This is a genomic window from Nostoc sp. LEGE 06077, from assembly GCF_015207705.1.
GTDB lineage: Bacteria > Cyanobacteriota > Cyanobacteriia > Cyanobacteriales > Nostocaceae > Nostoc_B.
The window spans coordinates 1-15,484 of the sequence record NZ_JADEWI010000094.1 but is presented as its reverse complement, the minus strand read 5'-3'; the positions used below and the strand labels follow the sequence as shown (position 1 = coordinate 15,484).

Below are 15,484 nucleotides of genomic sequence, written 5' to 3'. Positions count from 1 at the left end.
TGAAGGCTTCAAAATGCCTCACGTCCTCAAACAATGAATAATAGTGTTGGCAATAGTTATCTATGAATGCCACTGTGCTTACTGCTTGTCTACGCGGCGTAACCATCCCTCTTACTTACTGTTTCTGGTTTTCTTTCTGATTATACTTTCCCCGTAGTAACAAAAGAGGGATAATACCATTTCACTTTATGGATGATGCAAATACATGTGTAGGGGCAAACAGCCGTTTGCCCCTACGAGTTCTTGTATGTGTATCAAGATTTTGGTGAATTGGTATAACACATCTACCTAAGTGCGATCGCACCTACTATCAACATGGATACAGAATCAGAAATTCGGCTTAAACACTTCACTGCACTCAAGTCTAAATATCAAGCAACTAATTATCAAGATTCATCACCCTCCAATCTGCTGTACCTGATACTCAGAAAAGTTGAATTAGGGATTAAAATTAGCGATTTAGAGTTTGATTGGTTGCAAGAGAATCAGCTATTTGAAACAATTGAAATTATTCAGATTCAGCAATATAGCCTTGGAGAAGCAAAAAGACTAGAAGCTGAATTTTCCAATTTAAAAAGTAAATATAAAGTTGCTAAACCTTGGGAATATTCTGTAGATAGTTTTTTATACCCTATAGTTTGGAAGCTAGAATCTGGAAATAATTTGCTCAATTCCGAATTGGAGTTATTGCACGAAAATAATTTAAATCAAACAGTAGCAATTGTTAAAGAGATCAGTAACTTTCTAGATTTGAAGAAAAAATATCAAGCCACCAAGTCTCAAGATTCATCCCCTGATAGCCGACTTTATAAAATTCTCCAGAAAATAGACACAGCAGCGAGTTTAAGTGAACTTGAATACGAATGGTTGCTAAATCATGAGCTTTTTGAAACTATTGAAATATTTGAACAGCAAGAGTCTGCAAAGCAGGCTGAATTTAACCAACTAAAAGTTAAATATCAAGTAAATAAACAAATAGATGCAAATCTGGCTAGTAAGTTATATCAAATTCTAAAAAAAATTGATGCAGATAAAAAACTAAATTATGAAGAAATTTACTGGTTACAAAAGCAAGAACTGATAGAAACTATTCGCATTGCGGAGGAAATTGAACAAAAACTAGAATTTGCCACATTAAAGGTAAAGTATAAAGCTACTCAGTATCAAGATATATCACCTAATAATTATCTATATTTGCTACTCAAATGCCTGGAGACAGAAAATTATGTAAATGAAGATGACTTTAGTTTTTTAAGGCAATTTGAATTACTAGAAACTCTAAAAATTGTGAATAAAAAATATGCTGATTATTTAAAATCAAAGATAGAATTATAAAAACTACTAAGTGAAGTAGAATTTGAATAGCTAAAAGATAATGGGCGTGAAGATATTATAAATTTAGCTAAACAAAAAGACTTTGCTATCCTCAAAAGAAAATATGGATTGATAGATCCCACCCTACCAATGCAGCCATTTTACGAAATTATGCTAAAACTAGAAAAAAAAGAACGCTTAGACATTTTATTAGTTACTCAATTAATAGAAAAAAATATGTTATCTCGTGATGGTAAGATTGCGATCGCACATTCTAGATTAGAAGCGGAGTTTTATGAGCAGAAATTTAAGCGGACTGGTAACTAATGGAATATACCTACGGCTAGTAGTTATTGGCGTAAAGCAAATAAACCAGAACAAGCTTTAAAACTGACTAACCTAGATTTGAATAAAATTAAAGAAGGTAATCTTAAATCGGCTATTTTAGTTACTAGAGGTGCGGCATTCAGAGATATAGATAACTTAAATGAGGCTGAAACCTGTGCAAAAGAAGCTATGGTACATCAGACTGATAGCCATCAACCTTACACATTAATGGGTGCTATATGTTATGATAAATACGCCTATGAAGAAGGGAATTATTGGTTTGAAGAAGCAATACAACGCGGTGCTGATATTGAAGATATAGATGCCGAATTAAAACGAATATTCCGCAGTACAAAAGATGAAGAAAAACGTTGCGAAGCAGCAGCATATTTACTAAGAAAAGATTCACAACGCTATGATTGGGCTAAATCTTATCTGAGCAAAATAAAAACTCATGAATAACCAAAAAATGTAAAGGTAGATGTTATGTTAAAATTATCCTGATGTACTGTTAAATCTTAGGATAAACATTGCACTATAATTTACTGCTATTATTCACAAAATAATGGATTTTTTGACAATTTTAGGATTAGTTGCTGGGGCATTAACTACCATTGCATTTTTGCCCCAGATGTTTAAAACCTGGAAAAGCAAATCAGCAAAAGATGTATCTTTTGTGATGTTGATTACATTTATGAGTGGCTTATTATTATGGTTGGTTTATGGTATTGCTTTACAAGCTTTACCAATTATTCTTGCGAACGCCATATCATTTATTTTTAACTTGATAATTTTATGCTTGAAAATCAGATATAAATCAAATTGAATTTAACAGTTTGAGGATCATTTATATGATTAAATATTGATAAATTAAATCCATTACTAATTGTGATATTCCCCTCAGATTTCTCTAAGGGGAATGATTAATTTTGAACTAGTTGTGATGATTAGCTAGAGATTAATCATCGTTTTCTACCATTAAATATTTCACTTCTTCAGGGGATATTTTGATTGTCTGACCATCAAATTTAGTCAGGGTAAAGAAATGATTTTCGTTAAAGGTAATTGACTGTTCTTGCAGCAAGCCAATTGCGAGCTGTTCACCCAGTTTCAGGGACTCTGTATAGTCACTGCGCCAGTGAACACCAGCAGCATCACGACCAAGGGAAATATTAGCTGCAACCTTGTTCAGTTCGCCTCCTACAGTTAGCTTATCTGCACCAGCGTCGGTATATGGAATTAACTCAGTCCCTTCAGCGTTAGGAACTACTGGCTGAGTTATTACCCAAGACTCATCAAACCAAGCTTTGAGAATGGTGACACAAGCACCTGCTACTGTAGCGTGTCCAGCACCGTAGGCGGGATGGGTGGGAGAGCCTTCTGGGAAGGCCATTGGTAGGAGATAAGTACCGTAACGGCTGTGAACTTTTTCTAAGGCGCTGGAGCGCAAAACTTCCGCATTAATGGGATATTTTGCACGTCCAGTCAATTGGTTGTGAATTAGTCCACCAAATGCTTCAGGACGCAAGCGACGATGTACGAACCACTTTTGGAACCATACAGCTTTTAAAGCGCGGGTTGCTACTTCCGTGACAAGGCTGAGAATGTGAGGGCCACCAAAAGTACCGAACCCGATTTGAGTCTTCGAGTTTCTGTAGGGATTACCCTGATCTACGGGAGCATTTAATCCCAATAAAATCAGACAGGCATTGAGGTAAGCTTCGTAAAGTGCATCAACGTGGACATATTGACCGATGTCTCGCAGATTACGGATATAACGAGGTGTGGGGTCAAAAACATCTTGTTTAGCTGCGCCACCGTTCTGAATACTTAGCCAAGAATTGTAATCTGTTAAGTAATCGATATTTGGGGCTACAGTTTTCTGCTTTTGAGAGATGGTTAGAGAACCATAGGGAATATCTTTCAACAAAAATTGAGAAATGTATGGGCCTACTAAATCACCAGGATAAATACCTCGGAAAATAGTAGCAGGGGTAACTTTTCCACCAATTTTTGGCGCACGACAATCAGACAATTTCGATAAATCATTTGTGGCTTCTGCAACTAGGGGATTATTTGTATATTCGGTAAAGTTGACATCCCGTAGTAGCGCCATCCAGTAAAGTTCTACCATTTCTCCAGAGTTTTGCGCTGAGTCAATGCGAGGTGCTGGAGGTATGGCGAGTGCATGGCCATCGGGGCCTTCTAAATCAAAGCCTAAACCTGCTTGGGGGTTAGTCAATTTGCGACCACCACCTAACTGGATAGCTTCAAAGTCTTGTGGCTTGCCACTTTCGAGAGCTTTGAGTAGAGATTGATAAGCTTCTGGTTGGACTTCTCCTAGTTCGTTATGTGGCAAACCTTTAGAGAAGTTAGCAATATAGTTAGGTTTTCCATTTGCACCGCGATAATCTTGTTCTTCCCCATTACAAATATGCTCAGACGCACCTCGGTTAAAGGCTATTTGTGATGCTTCACGACGAACTCGGCGCGATGATCTACGGCGCTGTCTATTGTTTTCTGGGCCTAGTTCTTGGCATTCTTGACGAGAAGAGCGTTCTTTATTGTCGTTATTCATGAAAATTTCCTCAGAAAATTTAATTTTTTGGGCTTTTTACTTGATAAACAAGTATTCCTGAAAATCTCGATAAATTTATAGTTGCCAATGCTTGTTTTACCTCAAATATCTAAGCGTATAGAGGGTTGAACTGATATTGATCAATTCAGAAATGGCAAGATTATTGTAAAGATTTCAGGTATGAATTAATGAATCAATCACACTTGTAGCTACAAGCAAAATTAATTACTTTTAACTTGTGAAACTAGTGTGTTTTATTCACACGTATATCTACTATTTGTTTTTTGAGTATTTCGGAAAAGAAGATGATTTTTCTATTTTTTTAATATTTGAAATTTGCCTAGCATTGGATAGAGATTTTTAATGACCAATTGGACAAAAAGTATAACTACAAATTGGAAATTAGCTATTTCAGATAAAATTTTGATAAAAATATATACCAAAAGACAGAGGTACAAACAATTGTACCTCTGCTATCAAATTGATGGAATTGATATTTTTAGCAAAAGCTATAGCTTTTAATTAATCAAGAACGCCGCACATTTAAACAGCACCATTCTTTCTTCTTCCACAAAGCTGCAACTACCCAACCATGTTTTTCTAATACATCTGCAACTGATTTAGATTGCTCTAATAAAATGCCGCTAAAGATAGCCCAAGTTGTCGGTTTAGCGATCGCAGTCATTTCAGGAACCAACTGAATAATCACTTCAGCTAAGATATTACAGACAATGCCATCTACTGGCTTGTCGATAATTTTGCTCAAAACCTCTACACTACCCTCGGCGGGAATCAAGCGTTCTAGGCTCACGTTGTTGAGGGTGCAATTGCTAAAAGTTGATCGTACTGCTAGGGGATCATTATCTACCGCATAGACTTTTTCCGCTCCCAGCAAAATTGCACCGATGGATAAAATACCAGAACCACAACCGATATCTGCAATTGTGACTGGTTCCCTTTCTTGATTTCCGACAAACGATTGGGGAACTTCGCTCAGGCGCATTTCTAGGGCTTCTAAACAAAGTTGCGTTGTCGCATGGTTCCCTGTCCCAAAAGCCACACCGGGATCAAGGAGAATCACCAAACGGTCTGTTTCTGGTAGTGGTAGCCATGCAGGGTTAATCAAAAAGCGATCGCCAATTTCCTGGGGTTGCCAATATTGTTTCCAGCTACTAGCCCAATCTTCTTCATCAATTAACTGCCAATGCAAACTAGGCACAGACATTCCGACACACAAAGCATCTTGGCGCAACCTTAACGCTAATGCTGCTAAATCTAATAACTGGGCTTGAAATTGCGGTAGGTAAGCCTTAACTAGTGAAGAATTCCCTTTGCGTTCACTCGCTGTCCCCCGACTACCAAAATCTTCCAGCCGCCAAAAGATCGAATCTTCTAGCTCTGGTTCACATAAAATTTGCAGTTCCCACCAAGTATTTGCCATAAAAAAGTTAAACGTTCAAAGGCAAAAGGCAAAAGAAAGAGAGTTCTTTTTACTTTTGCCCTTTTACTTTTGCCTTATAAAGTTACTGTATACGCGTCCCGAATTCCCTGTACTTTGGTGATTTCAGCCAAAATACCATCGGGTAAGGGATCATCAATACTTAAAGCCATTACTGCATCACCCCGGACGATTTTCCGTCCTACCTGCATACTAGCAATGTTGACGTTAAAACTGCCGAGGAGAGAACCGAGTTTACCGATAATTCCTGGCATATCGCGGTGTAAGGTGAACACCATGTGTTTGCTTGGGGGAACGTTAATTGGGAAGCCATCAACGTCTGTTAAGTGAATTTCTTTTTCACCTAACAAAGCACCAGTAACTGAGTGAGTTCCTAAAGTACCTGTGGCTTCCAGACGCAGAGAACCAGCATAGTCGCGCACAGAAGCATCTCGTGTTTCAATGACGCGAATTCCCCGTTCTTTGGCTTCGATGTTGGCGTTGACGTAATTTACCCGTTCCCGCAGAGCTTGGTGAAGTAGACCTTTTAAGGATGCTACCACTAAGGGCTGACTTTTATTAGTTGCGAGTTCGCCTTGCAATCTGACGGTTAATGTTTCGACTCGACCGCCAGCTAACTGACCAACCAAGTTACCCAAGGTTTCCGCGAGCTGCATATAGGGTTTGAGTTCTTCTAAGACATCGGGACCAAGTCCGGGGATGTTGACGGCGGAACGTGCAGGGAGTCCCAGCAGTACATCACGGATTTGTTCAGCCACATCAATTGCTACATTGACTTGGGCTTCTGTCGTGGAGGCTCCTAAGTGGGGGGTGAGGATGATATCTTTGCCAACCGATCGCAAATCCGATTCACCCAGAGGTTCTGACTCGAACACATCCAAAGCTGCACCAGCAATTTTACCTTCTTTGATCGCTGCGGCTAAAGCTGCTTCATCAATAATCCCACCACGAGCGCAGTTAATAATCCGCGCTGTGGGCTTCATTTTTGCTAGAGTTTTGGCGTTGATTAAATGGGTAGTTTCTGGAGTTTTGGGAATGTGGAGGGTGATGTAGTCAGCTTGCTGCATCAGTAAATCCAAATCTACCAACTGACAGCCAATTTGCTCGGCTCTGTCGTTGGAGATGAAGGGATCATACGCTAGTAATTTCATCCCCATTGCCTTAGCCACAGCCGCAACATGGGAACCGATTTTACCTAAACCGACAATACCGAGAGTCTTTTTGTAAACTTCTGCACCTACAAAAGTTTTGCGATCCCATTCACCGCGTTTGACAGAAGCGTTAGCATCGGGAATGTGGCGAGATAATGACAACATCATTGCCAGTGCGTGTTCTGCCGCTGCGATCGTATTCCCTTCAGGAGAATTAACTACAACAATTCCTTTGCGTGTAGCAGCAGGCACATCAACATTATCCACGCCAACACCAGCACGACCAATAATTTTTAACTGCGTGCCAGCTTCAATGATTTCTTCTGTTACCCTTGTGCCAGAACGAATCATCAGCGCATCGTAATCACCAATAATTTCGATTAATTCTGCGGATTTTAGACCAGTTTTGACATCAACAGTAGCCACTTGGGATAGAATGTCAATTCCAGCTTGGTCAATAGGATCGGAGACGAGAACCTTGGACATGATTACTTCATTTAAATCTATAGGTTTTGCTGCACAAGACTTTTTAGTTTAGTCTTTATCCGCTGCAATTCAGCAAAAATATTCTGTTCAGTATCAATTTAGATTGCCATCTTTTTGATGTTGATATTAGAGTGTCAGTTGAAGGGATAGTATGGCACTGCCTCCTAGTCTGTGAAAATGAGTGGCTGTTAATACACCCTTTGGTAAATATAAACCAATAAGAGAGCCAAAAAACCAAGATATTTATTAATCGTTAATACTTATGGATACGAGGGAGCAGGAAGTATAAAACTTTCCTCTTGTAACCTGTTCATCCGAAATCGCTATAATTCTGGTGAGGATATTGGCGCAGATTCATAGACTAAAGCCAAGTGTCCGTAAGTTTTAAGGAAACCAGCCATGTTAGAGTACAACTTGCCGAGGTACTTGCCCTCCGCTGAAGAACTACCAGATTCTGATGAAACTCCTGTGGATAATGAACTGCAAGAATTAATACCAGGGTTACTCAAGGCTATCCTGTTAATACTTTGGTCAGACAGGATGGACTGGTTATTTGGCATAGATATGGGTATTTATTATGACCCTGATGAACCACCAATTGTCCCAGATGGATTTTTGAGTTTGGGTGTAGAAAGATTCTATGATGAAGAACTACGTCCCAGTTATGTGCTATGGGATGAAAATGTTCTGCCAATATTGGCTTTAGAAGTAGTTTCGCAAAATTATCGTAAAGAATACAGCGATAAATTAAATAAATACCAGGATTTAGGTGTACTTTATTATGTGATTTATTCTCCTCGTCGTCGCCGCAAACCTCGTTTGGAAGTACATAAGTTAGTGAATGGTAAGTATGAATTACAACCAGGAAATCTTGTTTGGTTAGCAGAAATCGGCTTGGGAATTGGTTGTGAACGAGGAAATTACTGCGGTGTAACTAGAGAATGGCTTTATTGGTATGACGAAGCCGGGAACAGATATCCCACACCCGAAGAACAAATTAAACAAGCACAAAAACGCGCTGAGTTAGCAGAACAACAAGTTCAACAAGAAGCAAGACGCGCTCAAAAATTAGCAGAACAATTAAGAGCTTTGGGTATAGATCCAGATACTCTTGATTAAAAGTTAATTTGGGCAGAATTCATCCAAATTCATGATGTTTAATATGCTTCAATTCGTCCAAGTACAAAATATCTGACTTGCCTATTTAGAGTCAAGATTTAGTCTCTAAATCTCAGAAGATGAGAGATTTTTCACAGAATGGCTGGAAAATTTAGAGCAACAATATTTGGATAGAGTAAAAGCTAATTTTTTAAGTTTAGTTAAGCGCCACCAATCTTAGAAAATGCTGTCAAAATGGTGATACTATCACCACTATTCGATTTAGCGGGATTGTATCGTGAACCATTTGCGATCGCCACTAAAGAATCTTTAGAAATTGCCTTCGCGAATAAAAAAATTATTGAAAAATTAAGTCAAGTTTTAAGTTAATTATGTCTAACCGTCCGATATATCTTGATTGTCATGCTACTACACCTGTGGATGAAAGAGTATTAGTAGCAATGTTGCCGTATTTCATCGAAAAATTTGGTAATCCTGCGAGTATTAATCATGTTTATGGTTGGGAAGCAGAAGCGGCTGTCAAACAAACGCGAGAAATATTAGCAGCAGCAATTAACGCCACACCCGAAGAAATTGTCTTTACTAGCGGTGCAACAGAGGCGAATAATTTAGCCGTTAAAGGTATAGCAGAAGCTTACTTTCAAAAAGGTCAGCATATTATTACTGTCGCAACTGAACATAAAGCAGTTTTAGACCCTTGCGAGTATCTCAAAAGTCTGGGTTTTGAAATTACAATTTTGCCAGTTCAACAAGATGGACTGATTGATTTAAATGAATTAGCAACAGCCTGTCGTCCAGAAACAATTTTGGTATCAGTGATGACGGCGAATAACGAAATTGGCGTGTTGCAGCCTTTAGCAGACATTGGCCAAATTTGCCGCGATCGCAATATCATTTTTCATACAGATGCTGCCCAAGCTATTGGTAAAATCCCCTTAGATGTCCAGGCAATGAACATCGATTTAATGTCCTTGACTGCCCATAAAGTATACGGGCCAAAGGGTATCGGTGCATTGTACGTTCGCCGACGCAACCCCAGAGTCCAACTAGCACCCCAACAACATGGCGGTGGACATGAACGAGGAATGCGTTCGGGAACATTATACACACCGCAAATTGTTGGTTTTGGCAAAGCTGTAGAACTGGCTTTAGCCGAACAAGCAGCCGAAACTGCACGCTTAACTCAATTGAGAGAAAGTTTGTGGTTACAACTATCACAGTTAGAAGGAATTCACCTTAATGGACACCCAACGCAACGACTAGCGGGAAACTTAAATATCAGCGTGGCGGGAGTTGATGGTGCTGCACTTTCTTTAGGACTGCAACCTGTGATGGCGGTGTCTTCCGGTTCGGCTTGTTCATCGGCTGTCACCGCACCTTCTTATGTTCTCACAGCCTTGGGAAATTCTGAGCAACTAGCTTACGCCTCTGTGCGGTTCGGCATTGGCAGGTTTAACACTGCCGAGGAAATTGATATAGTAGCCAAATGTGCGATCGCCACCATTCAAAGTTTACGCAAACAAAAATCTTTAGTATAAAATGCCGCCCCAACCTGTTGCAGATAATTGGTATATTGCAAATCAGCGTTACTTGATGGATTTAATCTCCCAAACCCGTCAAGTTTTAGAGCGTTTGATTGAAGGGAAGGAACAGGGACAGGAAAATAGGGATACAGACATATATATAGAAAAATATCCGGCTTTTGCTCAAACACCTCCCGCCTTAGAACAACTGTGTCAAATCTTTAAGCTATCAGTATTAGAGCGCGAGATTGTGCTGTTGTGTGCAGGGATGGAAATTGATCGTAGTTGGGGGAAACTATGTGCTAAAGCCCAAGGACAGCCACAATTAGAATATCCAACCTTTAGTTTGGCATTATCTATCTCATCTTCTCCCTATTGGGGCGCACTCACCCATGATGCACCCTTGCGACGCTGGCGATTAATTGAAATGGGATCAACCAATGCCTTGACAATTTCGCCCTTACGCCTGGATGAGCAAATAGTCCATTACTTGGCAGGATTACCAACCGTAGATGAGCGATTGGCGCAAATGGGTGCATCCCCATTACAGATAGAAGACTTAGTACCATCCCATATAGCCATAGCTAAACAGATGGCAACTGCTTGGGTGCAAGCTACTCAAGCACAGCGCGTGTTACCGATATTGCAACTATGTGGTACAGAAGCAGTCAGCAAAAAAGCGATCGCCGCAAAAACTTGTGAGATATTAGGCTTAACAGTATATAGTATCCCGACACAGAACTTACCCCGTGACATTGATCAACTAAATATTGTGCGGTGTTTGTGGGAAAGAGAATGGCTACTATATCGGCGGGTGATATTATTAGATTGCGATCGCACCACCGAATCAGCAGATGGGGAAAAAGAAAATAACATCAATCAGCTACTCGACACCCTAAATGCTCCCGTAATCATCTCCAGTTTAGAGCGTCGTCGAGCCATCCAGTCTCCTCTACTCACCTTGGATGTGAATCACCCCAGCCCAGCCGAACAGCGTCAAGTCTGGCAAACTGCCCTAAGTGAAATATCCCCCACTGAAAAAGGACAGATTGATAGTCTAGTTTCCCACTTTAACCTCAGTGCTTCTGGTATTCAAACAGTTTGTACCGCAGCCAAAGGCAGATGGAATGCAGGGGAAGCAGGGGAAGCAGGGGAAGTATTAAATACTCCCCACTCAGCACTCAGCACTCAGCACTCCCCACTCAGCACTTTCCTCTGGGATGCCTGTCGTAGCCAAGCCCGTCCCCGCCTGGATGAATTGGCGCAACGCAACGTATAGAAGCAACTGCGAAGTGGGAAGATTTGGTATTACCGCCCAATGAGTTGGGAGTGTTACAAGATATTGCTGCCCATTTGCGCCAACGTTCCAAAGTGTATGAACAATGGGGGTTTGCTGGTAAGGGCGGACGGGGTTTAGGAATCAGCGCCATGTTTGCCGGAGCCAGTGGTACAGGCAAAACCTTGGCGGCGGAGGTGTTAGCTAATACCCTCAATCTCGATGTTTACCGCATTGATTTGAGTGCGGTGGTGAGTAAGTATATTGGCGAAACCGAGAAGAATTTGCGGCGCGTATTTGATGCTGCTGAGGGGGGAGGAGTAATTTTACTATTTGATGAAGCCGATGCCTTATTTGGTAAACGTACAGAAGTCAAAGACTCCCATGATCGCCACGCCAACATTGAGGTAAGCTATCTACTGCAACGCATGGAAGCCTACCGAGGTTTGGCAATTCTCACCACCAATTTAAAAGCCTCCTTAGATCAGGCATTTCTCCGCCGCATTCGCTTTATTGTGCAGTTTCCCTTCCCCGATGTTAAACAACGCGCCGAGATATGGCGACGGGTGTATCCCAGTCAAACCCCAACCGCAGATTTAGATTTTGAGAAATTAGCCAAGCTGAGTGTCGCTGGCGGAAATATCCGCAATATTGCCTTGAATGCTGCATTTATAGCAGCCGATACCGATGAACCTGTGGCGATGAAACATATCCTGCAAGCCGCGAAAAGTGAGTATATCAAGATGGAAAGACCCTTAACTGATGTAGAAGTAAAGGGATGGATATCATGATTTTTGCTTAATCACAATTCACCAATCGTCTAATTGATGTTACTGAGCAAGGTGAGAGAATAAAGTATTATTTGGCTGCGATAGGAGTGTGAATATGCGAACTCATAAAGCATCACAAAAGAAATCTTCGGCTGCTAATCCCTTGGTATCTCGTCCCTTTGTGGTGCAGCCAAAAGCAGAGGAAAGGAAAGAATCGCCAGGAACGCAGGGATACAAAAGTCAGATGCCAGAGTTCGCTATTTTCAACCCAGCAGGGGAGCAATCGCCTGTGCAAGCTAAGTTAGCGATCGGCGCGCCAGGAGATAAATACGAGCAGTCAGCAGATCAGACACCAACACATATATTGCAACGGATCAACACCACAGCACAGCACGTGAATCATACCGGATTACCAGACAACCTGAAGACAGGGATAGAAAACCTGTCAGGCTTGGCGATGGACGATGTACGAGTACATTACAATTCACCCAAACCAGCTGAGTTGAACGCCTTGGCATATGCTCAAGGGACAGAGATTCATGTAGCATCAGGACAGGAACAGCATTTGCCCCATGAGGCATGGCATATCGTACAACAAAAGCAGGGCAGAGTCAAACCGACAATTCAAAGGGCAGGAATTGCGATTAATGACGATCATCGACTAGAACGAGAAGCAGACACAATCGGTCAGAAAGCTCTGCAAATCAAATCTACTCTCCAGAAAACAAATCATCAAAACGACAATCATCACCCAGTAAAAGTCGTACAAGCTCAAAGTACACAGGTGATTCAGCTGGCAACAAATCCTGTAGGCAACTTTGCCGCGTATGATGCCGCAAATCTCAATGTTATAGCACAAAATACCACAAACAATCCAACCGATGTAGAAGTGTTAAATAGCGGCACTTTGGGGACGATTTCCAATCCTCCCTCTCCTGGTGGCTTTGCTGATCTAACTCAAGGGTATGAGGATATGGGAGGTCTAGACTATCCACCTCATCACACTAGGATACGTTTTGACCTGAATTACGATCTAGCTCAAGGTAACAACTACACCCGGATGCACGCCGTTAACTCATTCCTGGCTCAAGGGAGTAATGTTTCAGCTAACATTTTTTCTGGTCGTCAAAGTTACAATGGAGAGCATACGGATCGTGTAGAATCATTTGCCAAAGGATATGTGAAATTCCAAAGTTGGAGAGTCAAGGCAGGTAATACTTTAGCGAATACCTTGAACAGTACAGATCAAATAGGCAAGAACGGTACAGGTCAATTGTATTACAAGCCCAGTGTTGCTAACACCTTTCCGGCAGCGTTTGTTAACAACGCTGTAGCGATAACTGGAAATGATACTTCGCTATATGATGGGATCAACGAGTTCAAATTCAGGTTTGTCAACCTTGTAGAATATAGAGTACAACCAATCTATGGTCTAAATCTAGCTACCGTCATTAATAGCATTCATAACTCCGTGGACAATCTCTATCAAAATCTGAACCTGCATCCTAATACTAATGGTGTTCCTGGTGGTACACATACGGAAACTATTCCCACTGGCCCCGGTAGTACTCTCCACACAGCTGCCAGCGCATTGGTGAATACATACGCTACCGAGATCCAGGTTGATATGATTTTATGGAACTTTAACCCAGCAGCCATTCTTAGCGGTAGTGATGTGGCAACTGACGCTGTTCCGTGGCAAAGCGCAGTCATACCCCCTGTATCTATCGATCCACCTTTCCCAGAACCGGGTGCCAGTGTCCAGTTCAACTACATTAACATTAACAATAAGAGAGTAACTTCTTGTCCTGGTCCATTCGCCGTCTAAGATAGTAATTTTTTGAGAAATGCAGAGTAATTCCTGGGTTTATGTGACACGCTCCGCTTGTTTTTGTTGTCGCAGGATGTATGCTATCTTTTCGGCAGGTGACAGATGATGAACTTCGGCGGGGATGTCGAAAGGAAATTGATTATTCTCCAGGTAAAGATGAGTAAGATTAGTTAGCTTTTCCATCTCCGTAGGTAATTGTCTCAGCTGATTATAATTGAGTCCAAGCTGTTTGAGGTTGGTTAATTGTCCGATCGCCTGTGGGAGTTGGGTGAGCTGATTATTCATCAGGTTAAACTCTATGAGGTTGGTCAGATGTACAATTTCTTCAGGCAGTTGTGAGAGTTGATTAACACTCAAATCTAAATGCCAGAGGTTAGTCAGGTTGCCAATCTCTGGTGGTATTTGCGTCAACTGATTAGAACCAAGTTCCAGTCGCATCAGGTGGGTAAGTTTTGCGATCGCCCCAGGCAATTGCTGTAAATGATTAGCATTGAGGTAAAGTTCTGTAAGGTTATTCAACTCTAGGATGTCCGTCGGTAGTTCTGCCAGCTGATTAGAGATGAGCTTGAGTTGTTTAAGATGAGTCAGATTGCCAATCTCCGCAGGTAGTTGCTCTAGATGATTATCAGCTAGATTCAGGTGTGTGAGATTGGTAAGTTTTCCAATCTCTGATGAGAGATGGAGTCGGGGATTAGAACTAAGTTCAAGTCGCTTCAGATTAGTCAACTCTAAGACTTCAGAAGGCAGTTGCAAAAATAGATTCTCACTCAGATCAATTTCTCTGAGGTTGATCAGTTGTCCAATTTCTGGAGGCAGATATGATAGCTGATTGTTCCACAAGTAAAGTTGCTTAAGATTAGCGAGTTGTCCGATTTCTGGAGGCAGACATGATAGCTGATTATTGACGACATAAAGTTCTGTCAGGTTAATCAGGTTGCCAATCTCCGGCGGCAGATGAGTAAGCTGATTCTGGTTGAGATAAAGTTCTGTAAGGTTAGTCAGGTGACCAATTTCTGGAGGCAACTCTGTTATTCCCTGATCGCTCAAATCTAGCTCTTCCCACTGCTCCGTATTTGCCTTAACAATAAGTTCTAGCAACTCTTGATTGTCCATTCTTGCCTCCTTTACTGAACCCTAGCCTGACTCGGCTATGCTGCAATTATAAGAAATCATTCTGATACGGAAAACAAAAATAGTCTAATAATCCGTACAAAACCAGTCAAGGAATTAATATTATATTTATTTTTAGATTAATGACAATTCTCCCATCTTCTAATTGCTTTTGTCATAAAAATGACAAAATAGAAAAGATCTTGTAGGGTGGGCAAAAGGAATATTGCCCACCCTACCCTACTATTCGCCTACTCGATCTTCTAAATCTCCAAAATCTGGAACTTGTGGTAAATTCCCCCCACAACAACACCCCCAATCCGGTTGATACCTATCTCGCTCCACCCATTTGTGAAAACTTGAATATTCCCATAAATGAGGACAAGGCACCAAACCATGCTTAACCGGATTATCCCTCTTCTGTCACTTTCCGAGTATTCTAAATAAAAGGATTAAAAGAAAAAACTCTGGAAGGTAAGCAGGGCAATGGATGTGGAATTACAAATCCTGAAACATTTACGTCGAGACGCTCACCCAACA

At 41.1% G+C, this 15,484-nt stretch carries 14 protein-coding genes; 10 read left to right on the top strand and 4 right to left on the bottom strand.

The features are described 5' to 3' along the window. The first annotated feature begins 474 nt into the window (after positions 1-474). The 4 genes from IQ244_RS32825 to IQ244_RS31010 all read left to right on the top strand — a co-directional run bounded on the left by IQ244_RS32825 (position 475) and on the right by IQ244_RS31010 (position 2,467). Positions 475-1,335: a hypothetical protein gene (locus tag IQ244_RS32825; protein ID WP_228059271.1), complete on the top strand. Its 861-nt coding sequence runs from the start codon at positions 475-477 to the stop codon at positions 1,333-1,335. 108 nt (positions 1,336-1,443) lie between these two features. After that, entirely contained in the window at positions 1,444-1,641 is a 198-nt protein-coding gene (locus IQ244_RS32820; protein WP_228059270.1) for a hypothetical protein, read from the top strand. A gap of 78 nt (positions 1,642-1,719) precedes the next feature. Beyond that, entirely contained in the window at positions 1,720-2,103 is a 384-nt protein-coding gene (locus IQ244_RS32815; protein ID WP_228059269.1) for a hypothetical protein, read from the top strand. Between the two features lie 103 nt (positions 2,104-2,206). After that, a complete protein-coding gene (locus IQ244_RS31010) occupies positions 2,207-2,467 on the top strand; it encodes a SemiSWEET transporter (protein WP_015112981.1) in 261 nt (86 codons plus the stop codon). Between the two features lie 132 nt (positions 2,468-2,599). Here IQ244_RS31010 and IQ244_RS31005 read toward each other — a convergent pair whose 3' ends face one another. The 3 genes from IQ244_RS31005 to serA all read right to left on the bottom strand — a co-directional run bounded on the left by IQ244_RS31005 (position 2,600) and on the right by serA (position 7,315). Then, on the bottom strand, positions 2,600-4,219 hold the full coding sequence (locus IQ244_RS31005) for a vanadium-dependent haloperoxidase (RefSeq protein ID WP_193900512.1): 1,620 nt from the start codon (positions 4,217-4,219) through the stop codon (positions 2,600-2,602). 526 nt (positions 4,220-4,745) lie between these two features. Next, positions 4,746-5,660 carry a 50S ribosomal protein L11 methyltransferase gene (gene prmA, locus IQ244_RS31000; RefSeq protein ID WP_193900511.1) on the bottom strand — a complete coding sequence of 305 codons (915 nt, stop codon included), beginning with the start codon at positions 5,658-5,660 and terminating at the stop codon, positions 4,746-4,748. 74 nt (positions 5,661-5,734) lie between these two features. Further along, positions 5,735-7,315: a phosphoglycerate dehydrogenase gene (serA, locus tag IQ244_RS30995; RefSeq protein ID WP_193900510.1), complete on the bottom strand. Its 1,581-nt coding sequence runs from the start codon at positions 7,313-7,315 to the stop codon at positions 5,735-5,737. Between the two features lie 399 nt (positions 7,316-7,714). Between serA and IQ244_RS30990 the strand changes: the two genes are divergently transcribed. From IQ244_RS30990 to IQ244_RS30975, 6 genes are all read left to right on the top strand, one after another. Beyond that, the gene (locus tag IQ244_RS30990) at positions 7,715-8,434 is read left to right on the top strand and encodes a Uma2 family endonuclease (protein WP_193900509.1); all 720 of its coding nucleotides are present in this window, start codon (positions 7,715-7,717) and stop codon (positions 8,432-8,434) included. Between the two features lie 234 nt (positions 8,435-8,668). Next, a complete protein-coding gene (locus IQ244_RS33135) occupies positions 8,669-8,803 on the top strand; it encodes a hypothetical protein (protein ID WP_265578968.1) in 135 nt (44 codons plus the stop codon). A 2-nt stretch (positions 8,804-8,805) separates the two neighbouring features. Further along, positions 8,806-9,972 (top strand): cysteine desulfurase family protein, encoded by a 1,167-nt coding sequence (locus tag IQ244_RS30985; protein WP_193900508.1) that lies wholly within the window; start codon positions 8,806-8,808, stop codon positions 9,970-9,972. Position 9,973: 1 nt separating this feature from the next. Beyond that, a complete protein-coding gene (locus IQ244_RS33300; protein ID WP_322746146.1) occupies positions 9,974-11,236 on the top strand; it encodes a hypothetical protein in 1,263 nt (420 codons plus the stop codon). A 23-nt stretch (positions 11,237-11,259) separates the two neighbouring features. Beyond that, positions 11,260-12,024 (top strand): ATP-binding protein, encoded by a 765-nt coding sequence (locus IQ244_RS33295; protein ID WP_322746145.1) that lies wholly within the window; start codon positions 11,260-11,262, stop codon positions 12,022-12,024. A 94-nt stretch (positions 12,025-12,118) separates the two neighbouring features. Then, positions 12,119-13,831 (top strand): DUF4157 domain-containing protein, encoded by a 1,713-nt coding sequence (locus tag IQ244_RS30975; RefSeq protein WP_228059268.1) that lies wholly within the window; start codon positions 12,119-12,121, stop codon positions 13,829-13,831. 39 nt (positions 13,832-13,870) lie between these two features. Here IQ244_RS30975 and IQ244_RS30970 read toward each other — a convergent pair whose 3' ends face one another. Then, a complete protein-coding gene (locus tag IQ244_RS30970) occupies positions 13,871-14,947 on the bottom strand; it encodes a leucine-rich repeat domain-containing protein (RefSeq protein ID WP_193900507.1) in 1,077 nt (358 codons plus the stop codon). Between the last annotated feature and the right edge of the window lie 537 nt (positions 14,948-15,484).

Excerpts from the sequence above, each read along its gene's own strand:
- prmA (WP_193900511.1), bottom strand. The coding sequence starts at position 5,660 with ATGGCAAATACTTGGTGGGAACTGCAAATTTTATGTGAACCAGAGCTA.
- IQ244_RS30970 (WP_193900507.1), bottom strand. The coding sequence starts at position 14,947 with ATGGACAATCAAGAGTTGCTAGAACTTATTGTTAAGGCAAATACGGAG.
- IQ244_RS30975 (WP_228059268.1), top strand. The coding sequence starts at position 12,119 with ATGCGAACTCATAAAGCATCACAAAAGAAATCTTCGGCTGCTAATCCC.
- IQ244_RS31005 (WP_193900512.1), bottom strand. The coding sequence starts at position 4,219 with ATGAATAACGACAATAAAGAACGCTCTTCTCGTCAAGAATGCCAAGAA.
- serA (WP_193900510.1), bottom strand. The coding sequence starts at position 7,315 with ATGTCCAAGGTTCTCGTCTCCGATCCTATTGACCAAGCTGGAATTGAC.
- IQ244_RS31010 (WP_015112981.1), top strand. The coding sequence starts at position 2,207 with ATGGATTTTTTGACAATTTTAGGATTAGTTGCTGGGGCATTAACTACC.
- IQ244_RS33300 (WP_322746146.1), top strand. The coding sequence starts at position 9,974 with ATGCCGCCCCAACCTGTTGCAGATAATTGGTATATTGCAAATCAGCGT.
- IQ244_RS33135 (WP_265578968.1), top strand. The coding sequence starts at position 8,669 with ATGGTGATACTATCACCACTATTCGATTTAGCGGGATTGTATCGTGAA.
- IQ244_RS30990 (WP_193900509.1), top strand. The coding sequence starts at position 7,715 with ATGTTAGAGTACAACTTGCCGAGGTACTTGCCCTCCGCTGAAGAACTA.
- IQ244_RS30985 (WP_193900508.1), top strand. The coding sequence starts at position 8,806 with ATGTCTAACCGTCCGATATATCTTGATTGTCATGCTACTACACCTGTG.